The sequence below is a fragment of the Micromonospora sp. NBC_01405 genome, assembly GCF_045040155.1.
In the GTDB taxonomy this organism is placed as follows: Bacteria; Actinomycetota; Actinomycetes; order Mycobacteriales; family Micromonosporaceae; genus Micromonospora.
This window is the reverse complement of the sequence record NZ_CP109532.1, coordinates 1,628,765-1,654,999: the sequence shown is the minus strand read 5'-3', so window position 1 is coordinate 1,654,999 and position 26,235 is coordinate 1,628,765. Positions and strand designations below refer to the sequence as shown.

7 protein-coding genes are annotated in these 26,235 nt (G+C 74.5%); all 7 read left to right on the top strand.

The window, feature by feature from the left end:
• Window positions 1–5 precede the first annotated feature (5 nt).
• The 7 genes from OG559_RS06365 to OG559_RS06335 are packed head-to-tail and all read left to right on the top strand — an operon-like array spanning window position 6 to window position 26,206.
• Window positions 6–5,456, top strand: a complete 5,451-nt coding sequence (locus tag OG559_RS06365) for an SDR family NAD(P)-dependent oxidoreductase (protein WP_405113386.1) — start codon at window positions 6–8, stop codon at window positions 5,454–5,456.
• Window positions 5,453–11,878 (top strand): AMP-binding protein, encoded by a 6,426-nt coding sequence (locus tag OG559_RS06360; protein WP_405113384.1) that lies wholly within the window; start codon window positions 5,453–5,455, stop codon window positions 11,876–11,878. Before OG559_RS06365 ends, OG559_RS06360 begins: the two co-directional genes overlap by 4 nt.
• The gene (locus OG559_RS06355) at window positions 11,875–18,519 is read left to right on the top strand and encodes an amino acid adenylation domain-containing protein (RefSeq protein WP_405113382.1); all 6,645 of its coding nucleotides are present in this window, start codon (window positions 11,875–11,877) and stop codon (window positions 18,517–18,519) included. The genes OG559_RS06360 and OG559_RS06355 overlap by 4 nt, the downstream gene beginning before the upstream one ends.
• Window positions 18,516–22,970, top strand: coding sequence for a condensation domain-containing protein (locus OG559_RS06350; protein ID WP_405113380.1), 4,455 nt, complete (start codon window positions 18,516–18,518; stop codon window positions 22,968–22,970). The genes OG559_RS06355 and OG559_RS06350 overlap by 4 nt, the downstream gene beginning before the upstream one ends.
• Complete coding sequence (locus OG559_RS06345) at window positions 22,957–23,172, top strand: MbtH family NRPS accessory protein (RefSeq protein WP_091621624.1); 216 nt, start codon at window positions 22,957–22,959, stop codon at window positions 23,170–23,172. Before OG559_RS06350 ends, OG559_RS06345 begins: the two co-directional genes overlap by 14 nt.
• Entirely contained in the window at window positions 23,169–25,454 is a 2,286-nt protein-coding gene (locus tag OG559_RS06340; RefSeq protein WP_405113377.1) for a lantibiotic dehydratase, read from the top strand. The genes OG559_RS06345 and OG559_RS06340 overlap by 4 nt, the downstream gene beginning before the upstream one ends.
• Window positions 25,451–26,206: a thioesterase II family protein gene (locus OG559_RS06335; protein WP_405113375.1), complete on the top strand. Its 756-nt coding sequence runs from the start codon at window positions 25,451–25,453 to the stop codon at window positions 26,204–26,206. Before OG559_RS06340 ends, OG559_RS06335 begins: the two co-directional genes overlap by 4 nt.
• Window positions 26,207–26,235 lie beyond the last annotated feature (29 nt).

Here is a 26,235-nt window from a genome sequence, read left to right as displayed (position 1 = left end):
CAGACATGACACAGCAGGGCGAGATTGCGATCGTCGGGATGGCCGCCCGGGTTCCCGGCGCGGACAACGTCGAGACCTTCTGGAGCAACATCCTCGACGGCCACGAGGCGATGGCCGTCACCGACGACGAAGTCGCGCGCCTGCGGGGCGTCAAGGAGTCGACTCTGTCCCGGCCCGAGTACCGGCGGGTCTACGCCGGCGCCGCCGACCTCGACCTGTTCGACGCCGACTTCTTCGGCCTCAGTCCGCGGGAAGCCGCCCTGGCCGACCCGCAGTTCCGGCTCTTCCTGGAGCTGGCCCACTCCAGCCTGACCGCGGGCGGGCACGACCCGGCGGGCGACCTCGGCCGGGTCGGCGTGTACGGGGGCAGCGCGGCCAGCGACTATCGCGAGGACTACATCGAGGCCAACCCGACGGTGGCCGACGCGGCCGGCGGGATGAGCATCCGCATCGGCAACAGCCCCGACTACATCGCCCCCCTGGTGTCGTACAAGCTCGGCTTCCAAGGGCCGAGCCTGTCCGTGTACACCGCCTGCTCCACCTCCCTGGTCGCCGTGCACCTCGGGGTGCAGGCCCTGCTCCTCGGTGAGATCGACGTGGCCGTGGCCGGGGGCGTCCAGGTGGACCTCCCCCTGGACGTGGGCTACGTGTACGAGGCCGGGGGAATCCGTTCCGCCGACGGCCACGTCCGCCCGTTCTCCGCCGACGCCTCCGGCACCATCTTCTCCAACGGCGGAGCGGTGGTGGTGCTCAAGCGGCTGGCTGACGCGCGGGCAGCCGGGGACCTCATCCACGGCGTCCTGCTCGGCTCGGCGATCACCAACGACGGCAGCCTCCGGGCCGGGTTCGCGGCGCCCGGCGTGGACGGGCAGATCAAGGTGGTCCGCGCCGCCCTGGAACGCGCGGGGCTGACCGCCCGGGCGGTCGGGCTGATGGAGGCCCACGGCACCGGCACGGTGGTCGGCGACCCGATCGAGGTGAACGCGCTGACCCAGGCGTACCGGGCGGACACCGACGAGGCCAGCTACTGCGCGCTGGGGTCGGTGAAAGGCAACGTCGGGCATCTCGGAGCGGCCGCCGGGGTGGCCGGACTGATCAAGGCGACCCTGGCGGTCCGGGAGGGAGTCATCCCGCCGACGATCAACTGGGCACCGGTGAACCCGGCCATCACGCTGGACGACAGCCCGTTCCGGCTGGCCACCGAGCCTCAGCCGTGGACCGGTCAGGCCCGGCGGGTCGCCGCGGTCAGCTCGTTCGGCATCGGCGGGACCAATGCGCACGTCCTCGTGGCTCCGGCACCGGAGCCCGAGCAGCGTCCCGATCCGGTCGGGCCGCACCTGCTCACCCTCTCCGCGCGTACGCCGGAGGCGCTGGCCACCGTCGCGGACCGGCTCGCGGCGCACCTGGAGACCGCCGACGTCCGCCTCGACGACGTCGCGTTCACCCTGCACGAGGGCACGACGCACCCGGTACGACGGGCGGTGGCGGCCCGGTCGACGACGGAGGCGGTGGACCGGCTGCGGGCCGCCGGCTCCCACCCGGCCGTCCCGGTCACCGGTCACCGCGAGGTCGCCTTCCTCCTGCCCGGGCAGGGCGCCCAACACCCCGGGACGGGGCGCGGGCTGTACGCGGCCGAGCCCGCGTACCGGGAAGCGGTCGACGCCTGCAGCGACCTGCTCGCGCCCCTGCTCGGCCTGGACCTGCGCACCCTCCTGCACGCCGACCCGACCGACGACGCGGCGCAGGCCGCCCTGGCCCAGACCGCCGTCACCCAGCCGGCCATCTTCACCCTGGAGTGGGCGTTGGCCGCCCTGTGGAAGGCCCGGGGAGTCGTTCCGGCCGCGCTGATCGGGCACAGCGTCGGTGAGCTCGCCGCCGCCGCCATCTCCGGGGTCTTCTCCCTGGAGGACGCGCTGCGCGTGGTGGCGGCCCGGGGTCGGCTCATGCAGTCCGTCGCCCCGGGCGCGATGCTCGCCCTGCCGGTCGGCGTCGAAGCTGCGGCCGACCTGCTCCCGCCGGACCTGGAGATCGCCGCCGACAACTCCCCGTCGGCCTGCGTGGTCAGCGGCACCGAGGAGGCGGTGGCCCGGTTCGCCGCCGAGCTGGAGGACATCGGGATCACCGGCACCCCGCTGCGCACCTCGCACGCCTTCCACTCGCGGATGATGGAGCCGATCCTCGACGAGTACGCCGCCGTGGTCGCCGCGACCCGGCTCGCCGCACCCACCGTGCCGTTCCTGTCCAACGTCACCGGCGACTGGGCCGACCCGGAGCAGGTCACCCACCCCGACTACTGGGTCACGCATTTGCGCCAGCCGGTCCGGTTCCGGGCCGCGGCCACCCAGCTGATCCGCCGGGGAAACCCGTTCCTGCTGGAGGTCGGCCCGGGACGCGCGCTCGGCGCGTTCGCCCGGCAGACCGCGATCGCGCAGGGCATGACCCCGCAGTGGGCCGGCAGCCTGCCGACCGTGCGGGAGGGCACCGACGAGCGGGACCACGTCCTGGCGACCACCGGGGCGTTGTGGGCCGCCGGGGTGCCGGTCGACCTGGCCGCCGTCCGCACCGGGCCGGCGCCCCGCCGGGTCGAGCTGCCCGGGTACCCGTACGAGCGACGGCGGCACTGGGTCGACCCCGACCCGACCGCCCGGACCGTGGTGCCCGAGACCGAGCAGATTCCGAACGAACCGCTGCAGACCCCGTTCTACGTGCCGGTCTGGACCCAGGCGCCGCGCACCGCCGGGGCCGCGGACGTCTTCGGCGAGCACTGGCTGGTCCTCGGGACCGACCCGACGTTCACCGCCGAGGTCGCCGCCGCGGCCCTCGCTCACGGCGCCAGTGTGACCCGGCTCGACGCGGGGCCGGCGTTGATCGAGGACTTCGGCGTCTTCGAGGCCGACCCGGAGGACCCGACTCAGATCCGGGCGGTCATCGAGCAGCTGTGGGACAGCGGTCAGGCACCCGACCGGGTGGTCGTCGGCTACGACGTGCCGGGCCTCCAGGGGCACCCGACCGGCACCGACCCGACCCCGGCGCATCAGTCGTACCGGCGGGCCGCCGTCCTGGCCTGCGCCCTGCTCGACGTGGTCCGCGACCCGGTGGAACTGGTCGTGGTCACCAGCCGGCTGTTCTCCGTGGCCGGTGAGGAGGCGGTGCCGTTCAGCGCGACCGCACTGGGTCCGTTCCGGGCGCTGCCGCGGGAGGCCTCGCTGGTGACGGTACGTCACATCGACCTGGACGGGATCGGCCCGGCGCGGGTGCTCGCGACCCGACTGATCGACGAGATCCGGCATCCCGCCGACGAGGTGGTCGCGGTGCGCGGGCACCGGCGGGCGATCAGGTCGTACGCCACCCTGCGACACGGGCCGGTCCACCGGTCCGCCCTGCGCCCCGGCGGGGTCTACGTCATCACCGGCGGTCTCGGCGGCCTCGGCGTCACCATCGCCGAGTCGCTGGCCGAGACGGAACAGGCCCGGCTGGTCCTGGTCGGCCGGACCGGCCTGCCGGAGCGGGCCCGGTGGGCGGATCTGTCCGAGGCGGCGGATACCGACGAGACGGTGCGCCGGCGGATCGAGGCGGTGCTGCGGATGGAGCGCCTCGGCGCCCAGGTGCGGGTGGTCGCCGCCGACATCACCGATCCCGACGCCCTGGCCGGGGTGCTGGGGGAGACCGTGGCGGAGTTCGGTGCCGTGCACGGCATCGTGCACGCCGCCGGGCTGGCCGGTGGGCAGTTGCTCGCCCTGCACGACGAGCAGAACGCGGCGAGGGTCCTGCGTCCGAAGGTGGACGCGGTCCTGGCGCTGTACGACCAACTCACCACCGAGAAGTATCCGGAACTGGACTTCGTCGCGCTGTGCTCGTCCATCATCGCGGTCACCTCCGGGTACGGCCTGTGTGACTACGCCGCGGCGAACCTGTTCATGGACGCGTTCGCGAACTCGGTGGCCGACCGGCCGGGCCGTCCCCGGGTCGTCTCCATGAACTGGGTCGGCTGGCGCGAGGTCGGCATGGTGGCCGACCAGGGCGCATCCCAGGGAGTGCAGGCACTGCGGGCGATCAGCCAGGGCGGTCGGACGGAATCCCTCGACCATCCGTTCCTGCAGTCGGTCACCGTGAAGGCGGACGGCACCCATCGGTACCAGGGGATGCTCAGCCCGGACGGACACCGGGCCCTCATGGAGCACCGGATCGCCGGTGCGGCGGTGGTTCCGGCGACGATGCTCCTGGAGTCCGTCCGTGCGGCGGCCCACCACGCCCTGGGCGAGGTGCCGGTGCGGATCCAGGACCTCCTCTTCAGCGACCCGATCGTGGTCACCGGCCCGCTCACCCTGACCCTGTCGTTCGCGCCGGAGCGAGCCGCCGAGGGCGCCCCGTTCGAGATCACGGTCGGTGCGGACGGGGCGGGCCCCCGGACGGTGCACTGCCAGGGCGTGCTGCGGACGATCGACAAACTGGCCGGTGAGGCGGTCGACCTGGACCGGGTTCGGGCCGCGCTGCCGGCCGTCGACGCCCGACGGCAGTCCTCCGGGATGGTGGCCTTCGGCCCGTACTTCGACGTGGTCAGGGAGTACTTCCGCGACGGGGACACCGGGCTCGCCCGGCTCGTGGCCGATGACGCCGACCCCCGGCTCTGGTTGCATCCGGCCCTGCTGGACCAGGCCGCCCACGGCCTGTCCGGCGCGGCGGCGAGCTACCTGCCGTTCTCGTACGCGGGTGTGCGGGTGTACTCGCCGATCCCGGCCGAGGCATGGGTGCTGCAGACGCACCGGCAAGACCCGGACCGACCCGAGTTCATCGAGGTCGACGAGGTCATCGTCGACCGCGACGGGCGGGTCTGCGTGATGGTGGACAGCTACATCCTGCGAGCCCAGACTGCGGCGGGGGCGGCCTCCGCCTCCGCCGACGCGCCACCGACCCGCCCGGCGGCGGCCGGTGGGCCGACCGGGTCGTCGTCGGGTGACTCCCTGATGCTGATCAGCAGCGAGCAGGGGATCGAGCTGTTCCGCCGGATGCTCGCGGTGCCGGACCAGCCACAGCTGATCACCTCGGTGGGCCCGCTCCAGAAGCGGATCGACGAGATGCGGGCCTTCTCCGCCGACGCGGTCACGACCCACCAGGACACCACGGCCGGCGCGGGTACCGCCCGCGCGGAGAACCTCGGCGGGTACGTCCCGCCGGAGACCGACGTGGAGAGCGCCATCGCCGAACTGTGGGCGCAGGCGCTCGGCATCGCCCCGATCGGCCTCGACGACGAGTTCCTCGTCCTCGGCGGCTCGTCGTTGACGGCGGTCCAGCTGTCCTCGCGGACCCGGGAGCGGTTCGGCATCCAACTGTCCGTCGCCGAACTGTTCGAGCACTCGACGGTGCGTCGGCTCGCGGTCCTCGTGGACGGTCGGCTCGACGCCCTGTTGGACAGGCTCGTCGACCAGACCGCCGGCTCCGGGGACGGTTGGGCGTGAGCGGGGACCGACCCACCCGGGCGGAGCTGCGGGCCCAGATCCTCGCCGGACGCCGGTCGTTCATGACGCCGGCCCCGTCACGGCCGGCGCCGCTCTCCGACTATCCGGACCTGTTGCCGATGACGGAGGCGCAGCGGCGGCTCTGGTTCGCCGACCGGCTGGCCGGCCCGCTGCCGGTCTTCACGCTCAGTACGGAGATCGGGGTCTGGCCGGACCGGGACGTGATCGTGGCGGCCTGCCGCACCCTGGTCGACCAGCACGCCGCCCTGCGCAGTGCCGTCGTGGTCGAGGCGGGGGTGCCCTCGATCCGACTGCGTCCCGCCGCCGACTTCCCGGTGTCCTACGTCGATCTGGGCGGCCTCTCGGCGGTGGCGGCGCAGGCCGAGCTGGCCCGGCACCGTGCCCGGGCCGCCCGGTACCGGTTCGACCTGGAGCACGAGCCGCTGGTCCGCTTCACCCACCTGCTACTGCCGGACGGGAAGGGCCGTCTGCTGATCTCCGTGCACCACCTCACCTGCGACGGGCACTCCCTTTCCCTCCTGGCGGAGACGCTGAGCACGGGCCGGCCCACGTCGGCGCGGATGGACTACCCCGACTACGCGATCTGGCGCGACTCGGCGGAGCAACGTGCCGCGCTGCGCGCGGAGGTCGACCGGGCGGTGGCGGCACTCGGCGACGCCCCCCACCCCGTACGGATCCCGGCCGACCTCGTCGAGGTCCCGGCCGACCCCGCGCCGACCGGTGGGCCCGCGCCGACCGGTGGGCCCGCGCCGGCCGCTGGGCCCGCGTCGCCGCTGGTCGGTGTGCCGGCGGACGCCTTCGAGCACGACGTCGCGCTCCCGGCGGAGCTGCACGACGAGGTCCGGGCGGCCGCGCAGGCCCGCCGGACCACCGACACGGTGCTTCTCCTCGCCGCGTGGGCCCGGGTGGTGGCGGCCTGGACGGGCCGTACCGACCTCGTCCTGGGCATGCCGGTCTCGGTGCGCGACCACGAGGACGTGGCCCGGATAGTGGGGCTGTTCGTCAACACCGCTCTGGTCCGGGTCACTGTCGACCCGCTCGCTCCTGCCGGGGACACGGTGGCGGCCTGCGCGGCGGCGGTGGCGAGGGCACTCGGGACCACCCAGGCGCCCCTGGAGGCGGTCCGGCGGGGCGTCTACGGCCCGTCCGCCGGCCCGTCCGCCGGCCTCGGCGTGTGCTTCAACAAGTTCTCCGTCGACCCGCGTCTGATGGATCTCGTCCCGCGACCCCCCTCTCCGGGTGCAGCCGAGATGCCGGTCGTACTGGAGATCGCCGACGACAGCCGGCGCTATCACACCAAACTCGTCTTCGACCCGACCCTGTACCGTCCCGCCACGATCGCCCGGCTGGCCCGGGCCTTCCACGCCCAACTGGCCGAGTTGATCGGCTCGACCCCGCCCCCCGCCCACCCCGCCCCGTCCGACCTGGGCCGAACCGCCGCGGACCTGCCCGGCCCCGGACCGTCCGACGTGGAGCCGACCAGCTCCGAACGGCCGAGGGCCGACCCCGCCGGGGGGTCGGAGCTGCTCGACGTCCTGCGCGGGCACGCGGCGGACGACCCGACCCGCACGGCCGTCGACGGGGAGACCGGGACGCTGACCCGGCAGGACCTGCGGGACGCGGTCGACGACCTCACCGGTCGGCTGCGGGCGGCCGGGGCGCGACCCGGCGACCGGGTGGTGGTGGACACCACGCGGGGCGTGCCGGCCCTGATCGGGCTGCTGGCGTGCCTGGCCGCCGACACGGTGTACGTGCCGCTGTCGCGGCGGCTGCCCGGTCCGCGTCGCGCCGCCGTCGCACAGCAGGCGGCGGCCACCTGGGAGATCACCGACGTGGGCGGCGCCGGGTTGACGGTTCGCCCGCTGCCGGGCCGGCCCGGTCCGGAGCTGCCGACCGCCCCCGGATACCTGATCTTCACCTCGGGGAGCACCGGAGTGCCGCGCGGCGTCCACGTCGCGACCGGCACCCTTCTCCGACACGCCCGGGGCATGGTCGAGCGGCTCGCCGTCCGCCCCGCCGACCGGTACCTCCAGTTCGCCGAGCACGGCTTCGACGCGGCCATCGAGCAGGTCATCGTGCCACTCCTGGCCGGTGCCACCCTGGTCCTGCGCGGCGAGCAGCCGTGGGATCCCGCCCACTTCGGTCGGATCTCCCGGCGGACCGAGGTGACCGTGGCGAACCTGCCCACGCCGTGGTTCGCCCAGTTCACGGGCGCACCGCAGGCGACCTGGGCGGACCTCGCCGGCAGCGCCCTGCGCATCGTCCTGGCCGGCGGGGACGCCCTCACCCCCGAGGCGGTCGCCCGGTGGGCGGCGTCGGCCCCGCGACGCATCGCCCTGCTCAACGCATACGGTCCGACGGAATCGGTGATCACCGCGACGGTCGGCACGGTGTCCGTGACCGCGAACGGTGCGGTGCCGGCGTACCCGTCGATCGGCGCGGCCGTACCCGGCCACGAGGTCCTCGTCGTCGACGCCCGGCTCGACCCGGTCGCCCCCGGGGAGGTCGGGGAACTGCTCGCCGGAGGGCCGCTCGCCACCGGCTACCTCGCCGATCCCCGGGCGACCGCGTTGGCCTTCGTCCCGCACCCGACGCGACCGGGGGAACGGCTGTACCGGACCGGCGACCTGGTCCGCCACTCGCCGGCCGACGGCGGACTGGAGTTCCTGCGTCGCGCCGACGACCAGGTGAAGGTCCGGGGGGTTCGGATCGAGCTCGGTGACGTCGAGGCCGCGTTGCGCGCCCACCCCGACGTCGCCGAGGCGGTGGCCACGGTCACCGACGGCCCGGACCGGCACTTCGTGGGTTGGGTGGTGCTCCGCCCGGGCCGCGCCGTCGGTGAGGCCGAGCTGCGTACCGCGGCGTCCGGCCGGCTGCCGCAGGTCGGCGCGCCCCGCCGGGTGCACGTCCTGGACGACCTGCCCAGGAGCGCCGGGGAGAAGCCCGACCGTCAGGCCCTGCGGGAGCGCACCACCGATCCGGCCGCGCCCGTCTCCGCCCCCGGGCCCGCCGCCCCCGCGCCCGCCGGCGGCGCGGCGGCGGTGGTGGCCGCCCTGGCCGGGGAGCTGTTGGCCACCACAGTCGAGGTGGACAGTGACTTTTTCGCCTGCGGCGGGGACTCGCTGAGCGCGGCGCAGCTCGCCGCCCGGTGCGCCGAGGCATTCCACCGCGACGTCGACCTGGCCACGGTCTTCGCCAACCCGACGCCGAACCGGCTGGCCGCGGCGATCAGCGCGCTGCCGGAGGCCGGGCCGGACGACACCGGCGACGGCGCAGCGGTGCCCCGCCGGCCACAGCCGGGCGACCGGACGGCACTGACCCCCACCCAGCAGCGGTTCTGGTTCGCCGCCCGGCTCCAGGGCCCGGCCGCCCAGGTCGTGCCGATCCCGTTGCGTCTGGCCGGACCGCTCGACGTGGACGCGCTGCGGGCCGCCCTGACCGCGCTGCTCGAACGGCACGGAGTGCTCCGTAGCCGGATCGTCGGGTGGGGCGACGGGGTCCGCGCCGAGGTGCACGGCGTCGACGAGGACCTCCTCGCCGGTCACCTCGCCCTCCGGACCGCCCAGGACACGGCCGGCGCCGACCGGGCCGTGGCCGCGGAGATCCGGCGGTCGTTCGACCTGCGGGAGTCGTGGTTCCGGCCGTACCTGACCGTGCTCGACGACGGTGAGCACGTTCTGCACCTGGCGGTGCACCACATCGCGGTGGACGGCGACTCGGTCGGCATCCTGGTCCGGGAACTCCTCGACAACTACCGGCGCGCCCGGCGGGGCGAGCCGGTCCAGCGGGATCCGGTGATCCAGTACCCGGACGCCGCCTGGGCGCAGGAGGGGACCCGCCGGGCGGCCGACCGGCTGCCCGACGCCGTACGGGCGCTGGCCGGCACGGTCGACCTCGACCTGTCGGCCGCCGGCCCGGACCCGGAGGACGCGGCGGCCCGGCGGCTCACCGTGCCGGTCGACGCGCATCTCGCCGACGCGGTGGCCCGGCGCCACGGCGTCACCCCGTACTCGGTGGTGATGGCCGCCTGGCAGCGAGCGCTGGCCCGGTGGAGCGGCTCCACCGGCTTCGCCGTCGGGCTGCCGGTGTCGCTGCGCGACGCGACGGGCGCCGGCGTCCCGGGACCGTTCCTCAACACGGCAGCCGTCCGTGCCGTGTCGGCCGGCGGCACCCGTGCCGAGCACCTCACCCGGGTGCAGGAGAGCCTGACCGCGGCGTACGCGTACCGGTTCGTGCCCTTCGACCGGGTGACGGCGCTCGCCGACCGACGGCCGGACCGGGCCGTCCCGGTGTTCCGGACGATGGTGGGCTGGGAGCAGGGCCACGAGGCCGCGACCGTGGGTGGACTGCGGGTGGACTGGTTCGAGCCGACCTCGCTCGGCCTGCCGGCGCCGCTGGTGCTCACCGTCACCGCCAACGGTCGGGCGCACACCCTGGCCGTCCGGTTCGACTCCGGCCAGGTCGGCCGGCGTCGGGCCGCCGACCTGGTGGACCTGCTGGTGGCGGAGCTGGGCGACGACCAGGGCGACGAGACCCACGTCGGGCGGGCCGGTGCCACGGCCGGGGTGGTCGACCGGTTGGCCGACCGGGTGGCGCGGCAGCCGGGCGGTCCGGCCGTCGTGCAGGGCGAGCGGGTGTACGACTTCGCGGAGCTGGACCGGCAGGTGAGCGCGGTGGCGGCCGGGCTGCGGACATCGGGTGTCGAACGCGGCGACCGGGTGCTGGTGTCGCTGGCGACCCGGCTGGACACGCTGGTATTGGCGTACGCGCTGTGGCGGCTCGGCGCCGTGTACGTGCCGCTCGGCCCGACCCCACCGGTGGACCGGGTGCGCCGGATCGCCTCGGTCAGCGCCGCCGGATGGTTGGTCGCCGACCGGGACACCGGCGACGTCCCCGCTACGGACGGCGCCACCGGCGGGGCGGAGTTGACCCGGATCACCTGGCCGCTCGATGCCCCCGCCGCACCGGCGGACCACGTCGGGGCCGGGCCCACCGATGCGTCCGATTACCGTCCGCTGCCATCCGAGGCGGCGTACATCATCCACACGTCCGGTTCGACCGGGGAGCCGAAGGGCGTCGTGGTGGAGCACGGCCAGCTCGCCGCGTTCCTCGACGCCTTCGACGCCTTCGACCCATGGGCGGGAGCGCGGTGCCTGGTCGGGCTCGCCGCGCCCACCTTCGACGCGAGCGTGCTGGAAATGTGCTGGCCGGCCCTGCGCGGCGGCCCGGTCGTCTACCCGACCGAGTCGGTCACCTTCGACCCGGCCTCGGTGGTACGGGCGTTCGCAACCGTACGGGGACATGGCTGGCCCGCCGCGGCCTTCGCCACCCCCAGCCTCTGGCAGGAGGTGCTCCGCCTGGAGCCTGACGCCGTACGCGATGTTGCCGTCGGCACCGGTGGCGAGCCGGTGTCGGCCGATCTCCTGTCCGCGCTGCACGCGGCCGGCGCCCGGCCGAGCGTGTTCTACGGCCCGGCCGAGTCGACGGTCATCTGCGCCGGTGTCCAGGCCGATGCCGAACCCGGATCGGCGCTGGTCGGGGTGGCCCTCACACCGGCCCGGCTGTACGTCCTCGACGACGACGCCCGCCCGACCACCGAGGGCGAGGCGTACGTGGCCGGGCCCCTGGTCGCCCGGGGTTACATCGACGCCCCGCGGGACACCGCCCTGCGGTTCGTGCCCGACCCGGAGGGCGCCGGGGCCCGGATGTACCGCACCGGTGACCGGGTTCGTCGCCGTGCCGACGGCGTGCTGGTCTTCCTCGGGCGCCGCGACGACCAGGTGAAGGTGCGCGGGGTACGGATCGAACTGGGGGAGGTGCAGGCGTGCCTGACCGCCCACCCCGGGGTCGAGGCGGCGGCGGTCGTCCTCGTCGGCGAGGGCGGGACGGCGCGGCTGGCCGCCGCCGTGGTCGCCTGCGATCCGGCCACCGAACCCGGTGACCTGGCCGCCCAGGTGCGGTCCTGGGCAGAGTCCCGGCTCATCCCGCAGGCCGTGCCGGTCGTCGTGCCGGTCCCGGCCCTGCCGGTGTCGGAGAACGGCAAGATCGACCGACAGGCGCTGCTGGCCCGGCTCGGGGGCGACGACGCCGAGCCCGACCGGACCGCCGCCCTGGGCGACGACCCGGTCGTCCGGCTGGTCGCCGCGGTGTGGCAGGCGCACCTGCACGCCCCGGTCCCGTCGGCCACCACCGACTTCTTCGAGGCCGGTGGACACTCGATCGCGCTCCTGCACGTGGTGGAGACCATCGAGCGCATCTTCAGCATCGACTTCCCGATCGCGCGGGCGTTCGAGGTACGGACGGTCACGGCGATGGCGGACGAGATCCGGGCCATCGCCGGCGACAGCGCCGGGCCGACAGCGGGCATCGCGCTGGAGGTATTCGGAGGCAGCCCGCAATGACGTTGCAGCTCAACGATCCGGAGCGGATGGCCGAGTTCCAGCGCCGGTTGGCCGCCGCCGGGCTCACGCCCGCGCCGGCGGTGGCGGAGCGAGCCCCGGGCACCGGGGCGGGCGCTGACCGGCGGGCGTTGGAGCCCAGCGAGGCCGGGCTGTGGTTCCTCGACCGGCTGCACCCGGGCAGCCCCGAGTACATCGTCGCCGCCGCCGTCGCCATCCGGGGCGACCTGGACCCGGGTCGGCTCGCCGCCGTGTTCGCCGGGCTCGTCGCCCGACACCCCACGCTGCGCACCCGGTTCGCCGACAACGACGGCACGGCGTACGCCGAGACGATGCCGCAGGCGCACCCCCCGGCTCCGGTCGTCGAGACCCCACCGGACCTGGACACCTGGTTGTCCGCCGCGGCGGCGGAACCGTTCGATCTGCGTACCGCCCCGCTGGCCCGGCTGCGGTTGGCCGGTGACGGCACCCGTACCGTCGCGCTGCTGACCGCCCACCACATCGTGGTCGACGGCGCGGCGCTGGACACCCTGCTCACCGAGTTGTTCGCCGGGTACGCGGGCGCTCCGCAGCGCCCCGCGCCGGTCCTGCCCGGCCAGCGCCCGCCGCTGCCCCGGTCGCCCGAGAGCGCGGCCTGGTGGCGGGCCAGCCTGGACGGGGTCGAGCCGGTGGACCCGCCCACGATCGGCGCCCGCCCGGCCGGTCCCCGCCGTGGCCGGCGCGTCGGCCACCGCCTCGACGCCGACCTGAACGAGGGGATCGACGCCCTCGTCCGGCGGTACGGGGTGACCCGGCCGGCGGTTTTCGCCGCCGCGTACCGGCTCGTCCTGCGGGCGTTGTACAGCCACGACGACATCCTCGTCGGCCTCCCGGTCAGCCTCCGCGCCAAGCAGGACGCCGGGGAACTGGGCAACTTCGTCAACCTGGTCTGCCTGCGCAACCCGACCCGGGCGACGATCACCGTCGCCGACCTGCTGCGTGCCGAGCAGCGGGCGCTGATCCAGGCGATCGCCCACCGGGACACCCCGTTCGACGAGGTGGCCGATCACCTCGCCGGAGGGGTCCGGGGCGGCGACCGGACGCTGGTCCGGGCGGTGTTCAGCCACCACCGCACCCAGGAGCGGGAGGCGACCCAGGTGGCCGGGCTGGTGGTGGAACGGCTCGACGTCGACCTGGGCACCGCGAAGTTCGACCTGACCCTGCAGGTGGAGGACGTCGGGGCCGGCTCCCGGCTGTGGCTGGAGCACGACGTCGCGGCGTACCCCGACGACATCGCCCGCTCCCTGCTGGACAGCTACCGGCGGGCGCTGGCCGCGGTGGTGGCCCGACCGCAGGCCGCCCTGTCGGCGGTCCTCCTCGACGACCGCCGCCCGGCCGTCGCCCCCGGGTGGACCGGACGGGGGAACCGGGGCGTGGTCGGCTGGTTCGAGGAGACCGCCGCCCGCCACCCCGGCCGGATCGCGGTCGCCGACGGGACCACCTACGGCGAACTGGACGCCTGGGCGGACCGGATCGCGGCCCGGCTGCGCCCGGTCGGCCCGGACGCCCCGGTCGGCCCGGACGCCCCGCCGGTCGCCATCCTCACCGGTCGCACCCCGGGGATGCTCGCCGCCATCCTCGCGGCGGCGAAGGCGGGCCGCACCTACGTCCCGCTGGATGCCGCGCACCCCCGGGACCGGATCCGCCAGATCCTCGACCAGGCGGGCGTCGACACCGTGATCGCCGATGCGAGCATCTCCGAGGTGCCGTCCGGCCGGCAGGTCGTGGACGTCGACGACTGCCGGCGGTCACCGCGACCGGACACCGCACCGGATCGGGCGCCGATCCCGTGGTCCGCCCCGCTGTACCGGATCTACACCTCCGGTTCGACCGGCGCCCCGAAGGGTGTCGCCGTCACCCACGCCAACCTCGGCTCCCTGATCGACGGGGCGCGGGACCTGCTCGACCTGCGCCCCGACGACCGGTGGAGCGTGTTCCACTCGGTCGCGTTCGACTTCTCGGTGTGGGAGATCTGGGCGCCGCTGGTCGACGGCGCCACCGTCGTCCTGGTCGACCGGGACACCGCCCGGACGCCGCAGCGCTTCCTCCGGCTGCTCCACGACGAACGGGTCACCGTCGTCAACCAGACGCCGACCGCGTTCGGGTCGCTGACCCAGGCTGTCACCGAGGACGGCCTCGGGACGCCGGACTCGCTGAGGCTGGTGGTGTTCGGCGGCGAGGCGTTGCGGCCGGCCACCCTGGCGGGCTGGTTCGAACGCCTCGGTGACCGGACCCCTCGCATGGTCAACATGTACGGCATCACCGAGACGACCGTGCACGTGACGTGGCGGGACATCACCCGCGACGACATCGGCGTCGCGAGCCCGATCGGCCGGCCGCTGCCCACCCTCGCCACGGTGGTGGTCGACACCGACCTCAACCGCCAGCCCGTCGGGTTCGCCGGGGAACTCATGGTCGCGGGAGCCGGGGTGAGCCTCGGGTACGCCAGCTCCCCGGCCCGTACCGCCCTGCGGTTCGTCCCCGACCTCACCGGTGGCGGTGGCCGGATGTACCGCACCGGCGACCGGGTCCGTGAGCGTGCCGACGGCGACCTCGACTACCTCGGACGCGTCGACGAGCAGCTCAAGGTACGCGGATTCCGGATCGAACCCGCCGAGGTCGAGCACGCCCTGCTCGCCCACCCGGACGTGACGGACGCCGCCGTGACAGCCGCCCAGGTCGGGCGTTCCGGCGTCGGGTTGATCGGCTTCGTGCAGGCCGGCCCGGCGGCCGACCCGGATCAGATCCGTGCCTTCGTCGCCGTCCGGCTCCCCGACCACATGGTTCCCCGGGTGCACCGGCTCGACCGGCTGCCCCGCACCGTCAACGGCAAGCTCGACCGGCGGGCCCTGCTGGCCCTGGCCGCGGACCTGGCCCCCCAGCGGTCCGGCCCGGCCGACGGCGGGCACCCCGTCGACGACCGGGAACGGGCGGCGGTCGCGGTCTGGCAGGACCTCCTCGGCGTCGCCGACGTCCGGGTGACCGACAACTTCTTCGCCCTCGGCGGGGACTCGATCCTGGCGGTCCAGGCGGCCACGGCGATGTCCGCCCGGGGACTGCCGGTCACCGTCGCCGACATCTTCGACCACCAGTCGATCCGGGACGTGATCGCGGCCGTCCCCGGCACGACGGCGGCGGAGCCGACGGAGGCCGGGGACGCGTCGGTAGCCCCGGTCGGCCGGGCGGACCACCGGCAACTGCTCGCTCCCGCAGACACCGACCTGCTGCCCGCCGGGGTGGAGGACGCGTACCCGCTGACCCTGCTGCAGCAGGGAATGCTCTTTCACCAACTGGAACAGAACAGCTACCTGAACGTCACCACCACCCTGGTGCGGTGCGCCGTCTTCGACGGTGCGCTGCTGCGGCAGGCGTTCGACCGGGTCGTCCAGCGGCACCCGGTGCTGCGCAGCGGATTCGACCTCGCCACCTGTTCCGAGCCGCTGCAACTGGTCTGGCGGCACGTCGGGGTCGACCTGCCCGTGGTCGACTGGCGGGACCGGGACGACGCCGAGGTCCAACGGGACCTGCGGGAATGGATGGCCGAGCAGCGCCGCCAGCCGTTCGATCTGACCCGCCCGCCCCTGGTCCGGTTCACCGCCCACCGCGTTTCCGACACGGAGTTCTGGTTCAGCGCGGTGGAGTGCCACGCCATCCTGGACGGCTGGAGCTTCACCTCCACCCTCACCGAGGTCCTGGAGGAGTACGACCGGGTGTGCGCCGCCGCCCGGGACAACCGGCCACTCGCCCGGCTCGTCCCGCCGCCGGACTCGTTCGGCGACCACGTCTGGCGGGAGCGGCGCACCCTGGCCGACCCGGCGGCGGTCGAACTGTTCCGGGACGTCATCGCCCGGGCCCGGCCGGTGCGGATCCCGACCCGGACCGAGGGCGGCGCGCCCGGACACCGGCAGCGGGCCCTGCTGCCGCTCGACCCCGAGGTGCAACGCGGGCTGGAGGCGGCGACGATCCGGCTGCGCCTGCCGATGAAGAGCCTGCTGCTGGCGGCGCACGCGGTGGTGATGTCCGTCCTGTCCAACGCGGACGTGGTCACCCTGGGGATGGTGACCAACGGTCGGCCGGAGACGGCCGGCAGCACCCAGACCCGGGGCCTGTACCTGAACACCCTGCCGCTGACCGTCAGCGTCGGTGGGCGCGACCTCGCCGACCTGGCCCGGGCCTGCCTGGCCGAGGAGAGCCGGCTGCTGCGCTTCCGTACCTACCCGGGAGTGGCGACGGAACTGGCGTTCGGCCGGCAGCAGCTGATGACGACCGCGTTCAACTACACCCGGTTCCACGCGATGAAGCGGGTGAGCAGCGGTGGCGACGTCCGCCGGGTGGGGCACCTGGAGGAGGAGGCCCCCACCAACTACCCCCTGTACGTGTCGTTCGACCACGGTGCCGCCGACGACAGCGACCACCTGGTCCTCATCCTGATGGCCTCCCCGCGGCACTTCACCGACGCCGCCGTGGAGTCCCTGCTCTCCTGTTACCGCGCCGTGCTCACCGCGATGGCCGCCGACCCGAGCCTGCCGGTGACCGACGTGGCGTGGTCGACGGGGGACACCCCGACCGCCACCCTGGCACCGGATCCGGGCATCCTCCCGGGGCTGCACGAGACCGTCATCGACCGGGCGGCCCGCTGGCCGGACCAGGTCGCGGTGCGCGACGCCGGTGGCGCCGTGCTCACGTACCGGCAACTGGCCGACGCGGTCGGGCGGGCCGCCGGCGGGCTGCGGGCGGCCGGCGTCGGGCGGGGCGACACCGTCGGGGTCTGCCTGCCCCGCGACCACCGGTTGGTGGTGACCATCCTCGCCGTCCTCAGCGTCGGCGCGGTGTACGTCCCGGTCGACCCCGACCTGCCGGTGGCCCGCCAGCGGGTGATCCGCGACCGGGCGGCCCTGCGGCACGTGGTCGCGGCCACCCCCACCCGGCCACACCTGGCCCCGGAGATCCCGGTCCTCGACGTCGACGACCTGGCGGCACACCCCACGCCGGCCGGGCCTCCGGTCGCCACGCACCCGGGGGAACTGGCGTACCTGATGTTCACCTCCGGGTCGACCGGGGAGCCGAAGGGCGTCATGATCCCGCACGGCGCGTTGACCGCGTTCGACGTCGCGATCGGCGACCGGTACGGCCCGGGGGCGGTGATGCTGGCCGCCACCAACGCGTCGTTCGACATCTCCGTCGCGGAACTGCTGATCCCGCTGGCCCACGGCGCCGGGGTGGTGGTCTTCGACCGGGGCGGGCGCTTCGACCCGGACGAGTTCGCCACGGTGGTGCGTCGTGCCGGGGTGACCATGGTCCAGGCCACGCCCTCGCTCTGGACCGAACTGCTCGACGGGGACGCCGACCTGCGCGGGATCGAGGCGTGGACCGGCGGCGAGGCGTTGACCGCCCGGCTGGGGCGGTCGCTGCTGGACCGGGCCGGGGCGGTGCACAACTGGTACGGGCCGACCGAGACCACCATCTGGTCCACGGTCCACCCGGTGACCCCGGACGACCTCGACCCGGCGGTGGTGCCGGTCGGTCGAGCGCTGCCCGGTGAGGCCGCCCACGTCATCGGGGCGGGGCTGCGGCAGGTGCCCGACGAGATGGTCGGTGAGGTCTTCATCGGCGGCGCCGGACTGGCCCGTGGCTACCTCGGCGACCCGGCGCGGACCGCCCTGCGGTTCGTCCCCGACCCGTTCGGGGCGCCGGGATCGCGGATGTACCGCACCGGGGACCGGGCCCACCGACGGGCCGACGGGGTGCTCCACTTCGCCGGTCGCGTCGACGACCAGGTCAAGCTCAACGGGTACCGGATCGAACCGGGGGAGATCGAGGCGGTGCTGGCCGGGCTCGCCGAGGTCGCCCGGGTGGCGGTCGCGGTACGACACGGCCAACTCGTGGCGTTCGTCGTCCCGAAGCAGGACGAGATCGACCTCGCCGCCCTGCGGGGACGGCTGCGGGACCTGCTCCCGGGTCACCTGGTGCCCCGCCTGGTCCGTGCCGACGACCTGCCGTTGAACGCCAACGGCAAGGTCGACCGTGGGCGGTTGCCGGACGTGGTGTTCACCCAGGACGTGTCGACGGCGGAGTTCGTCGCGGCGTCCAGCGCCGCCGAACGGACCCTGGCCGACGTGTGGCGGGAGGTCCTCGGCGCTGAGCGGATCGGTGTCCACGACAACTTCCTCGACCTCGGTGGGGACTCGATCACCGCGTTGCGGACGGTCGCCCGGGTCAAGGCGCGGGGACTCCAGGTCGCGGTCGCCGACATGCTCGGCCCGCAGACCCTGGCGGAGGTGGCTGCGGGGGCGACCACGGTTGCCGCTACCGCGGAGTCGGCGGCCGGGCCTGACGGGCCGGGCCCGGCCGACGACGGACGGGCCGGATCGGCTGGGGCGGACGTCCCGACCGGTCCGGACCCGGCGGACCGATCCGCCCGGGCCGGCGGCGGGGTGCACCCGAACGCCGGCGGGATCGTCGACCCGGCCGGCGAGCCGGAGCCGGCGGCCCACCCCGCCGCGTCGCTCGACGGCGTCGACGTCAGCCTGGCTGGCCTCGACGAGGAGACCGCCCGTGCCCTGATCGCGCGGCTGAGCAGCAACGGAGAGGAGCGTTCCCGATGAGTGGCCCGAGCCTGGTTGAGGCGATCTACCCGCTGACCCCGCTACAGGAGGGGATGCTGCTGGAGTCTCTCGACGCCGGAGACGCCCGTGCGTACCTGAGCCAGGTCCGCTACACCCTGCGCGGGGCGGTGGACGCCGATGCGCTGCGGTCGGCGTGGACCGCGGTCGCCGCCAAGCATCAGGCGCTGCGGGCCTGCGTGGCGTACACCGGGCTGACCGCCCCGGTGCAGGCCGTGTACCGGCAGCCGTTCGACCTGCTCGAGGTCGTCGACGGGGTGCACGACGACGACGCCCTCGACGAGCACCTCCGGCGGGACCTGGACGCGGGGTTCGACCTGGAACGTGCGCCCCTGCACCGGGTAAGACTGCTCGAACGCGCCGACGGCACGTGGGAGATGGTGTGGACCTCGCACCACATCATGATCGACGGCTGGTCCATCCCGATCGTGGTCAGTGACGTCTTCGTCGCGTACGGCCAACGGTGCGCCGGGGCCCCGATCGATCTCCTCCCGACCGCCGACTACCGCGACTACCTGCGGTGGACCGCCGGGCGGGACCGGGGGCAGGTGCTGGAACACTGGCGGCGGGCGCTGCGGGGGTTCACCGAGCCGACGCCCCTGCCGGCGCCGGCGCCCGGTGCGGTCGACCGGGGCCGCCAGGTCCTCGCCGCGACCCTGCCGGCCGTGGAGTCGACGCGGCTCGTCCAGCGGGCCAAGCAGGAACGAGTCACCCTCAACACCCTGATCCAGGCCGCCTGGACGGTCGTCCTGGCCCGGTTCAGCGGCCGCGACGACGTGTTGTTCGGCGCCACCGTCTCCGGGCGGCCGGCGGCCGTGCCCGGGGCGGAGACGATGGTCGGCCTGTTCATCAACACCCTCCCGGTACGGGCCCGGCTGCCCCGGCGGGTGCCGGTGGCGACCTGGTTGCAGGACCTCCAGCGGCGCTTCCTGGCCAGCCGGGAGTACGAGGAGGCGTCGCTGCGCGACATCCGGTCGGTGGCCGAGGTGCCCCGGCACCGGAGCCTCTTCGAGACCATCGTGGTCGTCGAGAACTACCCGCTGATCACCGACGACAGGTTCGGTGACCGGCGTCCCCCGGTGGACATCGTCGCGGCCACCTCCCGGGAGGAACTCGCCCACCCGCTCGTGCTCAGCGTGGCGGGCGGGGCGGAGACGGTGGTCGAGCTGTTCCACGACGACGCCAAGGTCCCGGCTCCGGCGGCCCATGCGATGCTCGACGGGTTCGTTGCGGTCCTCCGGGCGCTGGCCGACGGCAGCGCGTCCGGGGTGGCCGACCTGCTGGCGGCGGTGCCGGCGGCTCCTTCGCTGACCGGCGGGTCGCCGGCTGTCGCGGAGCCGCCGCTGGTGCCGGCGGTGTTCCGGGCCGTGGCGGCGGCGTCCCCCGACGCGGTGGCCGTGGTCGACGGTCCCCGTCGGGTGAGTTACGCGGCGCTGCTGCACGCCGCCGACCGGGGGGCCGGCCGGCTGCGCCGGCACGGTGTCGTCCCCGGCGGGACGGTCGCCCTGCTCGCCGATCGTGGCGTCGACCGGGTCGCGGCGACCCTGGCGGTGTGGTTCGCCGGCGGCCAGTTCGTGCCGCTGGACCCGGCCTGGCCGGCGGCCCGGACCACCGCGCTGCTGGCCCAGGTCGACCTCACCGTGGTCCTCACCGACGATCCGGCCGTCGTGGCCACCGACGCCCCGGTGCTGTCCCTGACCGATCTCCTCGCCGACGCCGACGCCGACGGCGTCGACGCCCAGGAGCCGGTGGAGGCGGGCCGCACCGAAGCGGCGTACACGATCTTCACCTCGGGGACCACCGGGCGATCCAAGCCGGTCGTCATCGAGCACGGTGCCCTCGCCGCAGCGGTGGCGGGGTGGGAGACGGCCCACTCGTTCGCCGCCCGTACCCGCAACCACCTGCATCTGGCCAACCCGGCCTTCGACGTGGCGATCGGCGAGGTGCTCCGGGCGCTGTGCGCCGGCCGGACGGTGGTCGTGGCCTCCCGGGCCGCCGGGGAGGACCCGGCGGCGCTGCTCGACCTGATCCTCGACGAGCAGGTAGACGTCGTGGACATTCCGCCCAGCCTGCTGCGTCCCCTGATGGACGAGGTGGAGCTGTCCGGGCAGCGCCTCGACCAGCTCAGCACCGTCCTGATCGGCGGGGAGTCCTGGTTCGCCCGCGACTACGTCCGCCTCGCCGAGGTCGCCGGCGCGCGGACCCGGGTGGTCAACGCGTACGGCATTACCGAGACCAGCATCGACAGCGCGTACGCGGTCCTGGGCACCGTCGCCGGCCAGGCCGAGACGCTCTGGCTGGACGCCACGTACCCGGGGGTGGACGCGCTCCTCGTGGACGGGACCGGCAGGCCGGCCCCGGTGGGGGCCCGGGGCGAGGTGTGGCTCAGCGGCCCCACGCTGGCCCGCGGGTACGACCGGGATCCGGCCCGCACCGCCCTGCGGTTCGTCCCCGACGCCCGCCCCGGCCGGGCCGGCGCGCGGGCGTACCGCACCGGTGACCTGGGCACGATCGACGGACGGGGACGGCTGCACCTGCTCGGCCGGGTCGACGCGCAACTGTCGGTCAACGGTCACCGGATCGAGCCGCAGGAGGTGGAGGCGGCACTCCTCGTCCACCCCGACGTGGCCGGCGCCGCGGTCACGGTCCGCGACGGACACCTGGTGGGGTTCGTGACCTCCCAGACCACGGCCCTGGACACCGAACAGGTACGGGCCCACCTGCGCGCACTGCTGCCGTCGTACGCCGTGCCGATGCTGGTCCAGATCGACGCCCTGCCGGTCACCGCGAACGGCAAGCTGGACCGCGCGGCGCTGCCGGCCACCGTGGACGGCCGTCCCACCGTCGCCGGCCACGTCGAGCCGTCCACCCCGACGGAGCGGATCCTGGCCGAGGTGTGGCGGGAGGTCCTCGGGGTCGACGTGGTCGGTGTCCGGGACAACTTCTTCGACCTCGGCGGCGACTCGATCGCCGGGTTGCGGGTCAAGGGCCGGGCCGCCGGGCAGGGCATCGACCTGCAACCACGCGATGTGTTCGCCTACCAGACGGTGGCTGAACTGGCCGCCTACGTGGACGCCCGGGAGCCCGACACGGCCGTGGCGACCTCGGTCCACGAGGGTGAAGTCCCGTTGCTGCCGATCCAGCGGCTGTTCCTGGACCACGCCGGCGTCGACCCGGCCCACTTCGACATGGCCCAGGGCATCCGGCTGGCCCAGGCCCTCGACCCGGACACCGTACGGGCGGCGCTGGAGGCCGTCGCCCGCCGGCACGGCGCCCTGCGGACCCGGTTCCGGCGCACCTCCGACGGCTGGCGGCAGTGGGTCGAGGCGGCACCCGACGCGCTGGTGACCCTCCGGGTGGTGGACCTGCGGGGGCGTCCCGACGATCGGGCGGCCACCCACCGGTCCCTGCTCGACGGCCACCGTTCCGGCCTCGACCTGGCCACCAGCCCGCTCTGGTCCTGCCTGGTGGTGCTCGACGACAAGGAGACCACCCTCTACTTCGCCGTGCATCACCTGGTCATGGACATCTACTCGTGGCGGTTGGTGATCCAGGACTTCCTCGGCAACTACACCGCCCTGGCCGCCGGGGGACCGCCCCGGGACACGCCGATGGCCGGCTACCCCGAGTACGCCGTCGCGGCGGCCGCGCAGACCGGGTCCCTGCGGGAGTTGGAGTCGGCCTGGCTGTCGACGATCGGCACTCCCCGTCCGGTCCCGACCACGGAGTCGGGCGGCGAGAACACCCTGGCCGGGGTCCGGAGTGTCGAGGGGGAGGTGTCCCCGACGGCCACCGACGCGCTGCATCGGCTGCGCGCCGACGGCGGCACCGCCAGCCCGGTCCTGGTCACCCTGCTGGCCGTGTTCTCCCGCGCCTACAGCCGGTGGTCCGGGGAGGATCTGTACCTGTTCGTGGAGACCCACGGCCGGGACACCACCCTGGGCGGCGTGGACACCAGCGCCGCCGTCGGGTGGTTCACCGCGCTGTACCCGGCGACCGTGCCGTACCGGCCCACCGAGTCCTTCTCCGACACCTGGTGGCGGGTGCGCCGGCTGGTCGAGTCGGTGCCCCGCCCGGTGTCGTCGTTCGGGCTGCTCCGCGACGCCGAACCGCGCTCGGCCCTGGCCGATGTTCCGCTGCCACAGATCGCGCTGAACCACACCGGGACCATGTCGGCCGACGTCGACGGCTCCCACCGGCACGGGTTGAGCGTGGTGCCGGTGCCGGCGCTGATCGCCGACCCGAGCACCCGCCGCGACCAGTTGATCGACGTGGAGACCGGCGTCGCGGACGGCCGGTTCCAGTTCGCCGTCAACTACAGCTCCGCGCACTTCGACCAGGCCGGCATCGAGAAGTTCGCCGCCCTGTTCAGCGAGGAGATGGAGAACCTGCCTGACCACATCGAGGAGGAGAAGACTCATGGCGCTGTTTGACGAGGACGACGACACCATCATCTACGCCGTCGTGGTCAACCACGAGGAGCAGTACTCCGTCTGGCCGGTCGACCGGGAGGTACCGGACGGTTGGCGCGAGGTCGGGGTGACCGGACGCGTCCGGGAGTGCCTCGACCACATCGAGAAGGTGTGGGTGGACATGCGCCCGCTCAGCCTCCGCCGGGCGCTGGAACCACAGTGACCGCTGCGATCGACCATGCCCCGCACGAGCCGGCCGGCCCGCTGCCGTACGGGCCGGACTGGGCGCTCCTGCCGTCGGTCTTCGCCCGGGTGGCCGGCATGCCGATGGACTGGCTCCTCGTCGAGCCGGGGGCCGACCACGCCTCCGCGCGGGCCGCCGGGGAACGGGCCCTGGCCGAGATCGTCCGGCAGCCGCTGTTCGCCGAGGCGTTGACCTGGCAGAACCGGGGCATGTTCCAGCAGGCGCGGCGCAATCTCGACTCCACGCGACCGCAGCGACGCCGCGAGGCGCAGCGTCGGCTCTGGGCGTACGCGGCCCGGTACTGCGCGAAGAACGACACCATCGGGTTCTTCGGGCCGATCGTCTGGGGCTCGGTCACCGCCGGCGCCACCGACGTCGGCCCGGTGACCGGCCGGCTGCTCCGACGTGGGGTGTTCTTCGAGCACTGGGCGCTGCGGGCGGCGGCCGCCGCGATCGAGACCCGGCACGGCCTCGACCCGTGGACCATCCCGAGGCTGGCCGCCGGGGTGGCCGTCGTCGCCGACGGGGTGCTGCTGGCCGACAACGCCCCGATGCGGCTGGCCGCGCTGCCGCGCCGGGTCGTCGAGGTGTGCGACGGCACCCGGACCGTCGCCGACGTGGTGGACGAACTCGCCGACCTCCCCGCGCCGGAGGTCAACGCCGCCCTGACCCGGCTGCGGGCGATGGGAGTCCTCACCGCCGGGCTGGTGGTGCCCCGGCGGGTCGATCCGGAGGCACACCTGCGCGGCCAACTCGCCCGGGTCGCCGATCCGGGTCGCCGGGTGGCGGCGCAGGCGGACCTGGCCGAGTTGGTGGCGGCCCGGAACCGGGTCGCCGACGCCGCCGGGGACGCCGACCGGCTCGCCGATGCCCTCGACGGCCTCGACCAGTCGTTCGTCGGAATCACCGGGCATGCTCCCCAGCGTGGTGCCGGCCGTTTCTACGCCGGGCGGGGAGTGGTCTACGAGGACTGCCTGGGCGACCTTCCGGTTCGCCTCGGCGCCGATGTGCTGGACCGGATCCGTCCCGCCCTGGAACTGTTGCTGTTCAGCGCGGCCTGGTTCACCCGGGCGGTGGCCCAGGAGTACGAGCGGTTCGTCGCGGACCTGATCACCGAGCGCGAGCCGGCACCCGGCGCCGGGGTGCCGCTGTCGGAGGTCCTGACGGCGGTGGCCGGCACGACCGAGTGGGGTGCCGCGTCCCCGGCCGACGCCGTCGCGCAGCGGCTGCGCCGGACCTGGCACGCCCTCCTGGTCGCCGGAGCCGACCCGGGCCGGCGGCGGATCGGGCACGACGCGGCCGCCCTGCGTCCCCTGGTCGAGTCCGCCTTCGCCCACGACGTGGTGGGCTGGCGCGGCACCCGGCTGTACAGCCCCGACCTGATGATCGCCGCCCGGTCGGCGGCGGACCTGCGCGACGGGCGGTTCCTGGCTGTCCTCGGCGAACTGCACCCGGCCCACAACACCATGGACGTGTTGGCCGCCGACGCCTGGCATCCGGACCGCGACCGGTGGCACGAATGGCTGGACCGCAGCGTCCCCGCCGAGCGGGTGACGCCGCTGTACCCGCTGGACCACGAGCAGATCAACTCCCGGACCGTCCCGCCGTCGGCCTATCTGTCGCCGTCCGCCACCTACCTGGGGCTGGGCTCCGGCGCGCCGTACCACCCCCGGGACGCCCGGCTGCTCCCGGTGTCGGCGCTGCGCGCGACCCGCGTCGGCGACCGGGTCGTCATCACCTCGTCGGTCGACCCGGAGTACGCCGGTGACGTGCCCACCGTCCTCGGTGAGCTGCTGGCCAACGCGGCGGCCACCCGGTTCGGGGTCCTGCCGGCGGCCGACCACCGCCCCCGGCTGAGCATCGACGACCTGGTGGTGCAGCGGGAGAGCTGGACGTTGTCCTACCCCGAGTTGCCCAATTCGAAGCAGAGCGGCGACCGGGCGTACGGCGAGCTGCGGGCCGTCGGCGCGGCCCGGGACATGCCCCGGCACGTGTTCGTCACCGTCGGCGGCGAGCGCAAACCGTTCCACCTGGACTTCGACAATCCGCTGTCGGTGGAGGTGCTGCTCACGCACATCCGGCGACAGCGGATCGTCGAGCCGACGGGGCGGGTCACCTTCGTGGAGATGCTGCCCGCTCCCGATCAGCTCTGGCTGACCGACGGGGCGGGTCGCCGGTACACCGCCGAGTTCCGGATCGCCTGCGTCGACCAGCGAACCGCCGGCGCCGGACACCCCTCGTCCCCCGGAGCGCAACGATGAGTGTCGCCCGTCTCGTCCCCCCGCCGGGCCCCGCCGACGATCGCCCGGTGCTGGTCGTCGTCCCGTACGCCGGCAGCGGCGTCGCGCCGTTCCGGGACTGGGCCGCCGACCTGGCGAGCCTGGCCACGGTCACCGCCGTCCTGCTCCCGGGCCGGGAACAGCTGTTCGGCAAGCCGGCGCTGACCTCGATGACCGACATCCTGCGCGGGCTGACCCCTCAGGTCGCCGCGCTGCGACCCCGGCCGGTGGTGCTGTTCGGGCACAGTCTGGGCGCGTCGGTCGCCTTCGGGCTGGCCCGCGAGCTGTGCCGGGAGGGCGTTCCGCCGGCGGCTCTGATCGTCTCCGGAGCAGGCAGCCCCTGCCGCCGGGACCCCACCGACGTGATGCACCTGCTCAGCGACGACGCCCTGCTGCAACGCACCATCGACTACGACGGAATGCCCCCGGAGCTGCTGGCCAGCCGCGATCTGCTGGCCATGTTCACCCCGATCCTGCGCGCCGACTACCAGGTCCTGGAGACCTGGACCGTGGACCCGCTGCCGCCGCTGGACCTCCCGGTGACGGTGCTGCGCGGGGTCAGCGACACCTCGGTCACCGACTACCAGGCCGACGGGTGGCGCACCCACACCGTCGCGCCGCCCGTCGAACGGTTCTTTCCCGGCGGGCACTTCTTCGTCCACACCGCCCGGGAGGAAGTGCTCCACACCGTCCGCGACGTGCTGGCCGTTGTGCCCCGCCGCGCCTACACCTGACCCGCGACACAACGATTAGGAGAAGTACC

Coding starts and splice junctions, on each gene's coding strand:
- OG559_RS06365 (WP_405113386.1), top strand. CDS start 6: ATGACACAGCAGGGCGAGATTGCGATCGTCGGGATGGCCGCCCGGGTT.
- OG559_RS06355 (WP_405113382.1), top strand. CDS start 11,875: ATGACGTTGCAGCTCAACGATCCGGAGCGGATGGCCGAGTTCCAGCGC.
- OG559_RS06350 (WP_405113380.1), top strand. CDS start 18,516: ATGAGTGGCCCGAGCCTGGTTGAGGCGATCTACCCGCTGACCCCGCTA.
- OG559_RS06345 (WP_091621624.1), top strand. CDS start 22,957: ATGGCGCTGTTTGACGAGGACGACGACACCATCATCTACGCCGTCGTG.
- OG559_RS06335 (WP_405113375.1), top strand. CDS start 25,451: ATGAGTGTCGCCCGTCTCGTCCCCCCGCCGGGCCCCGCCGACGATCGC.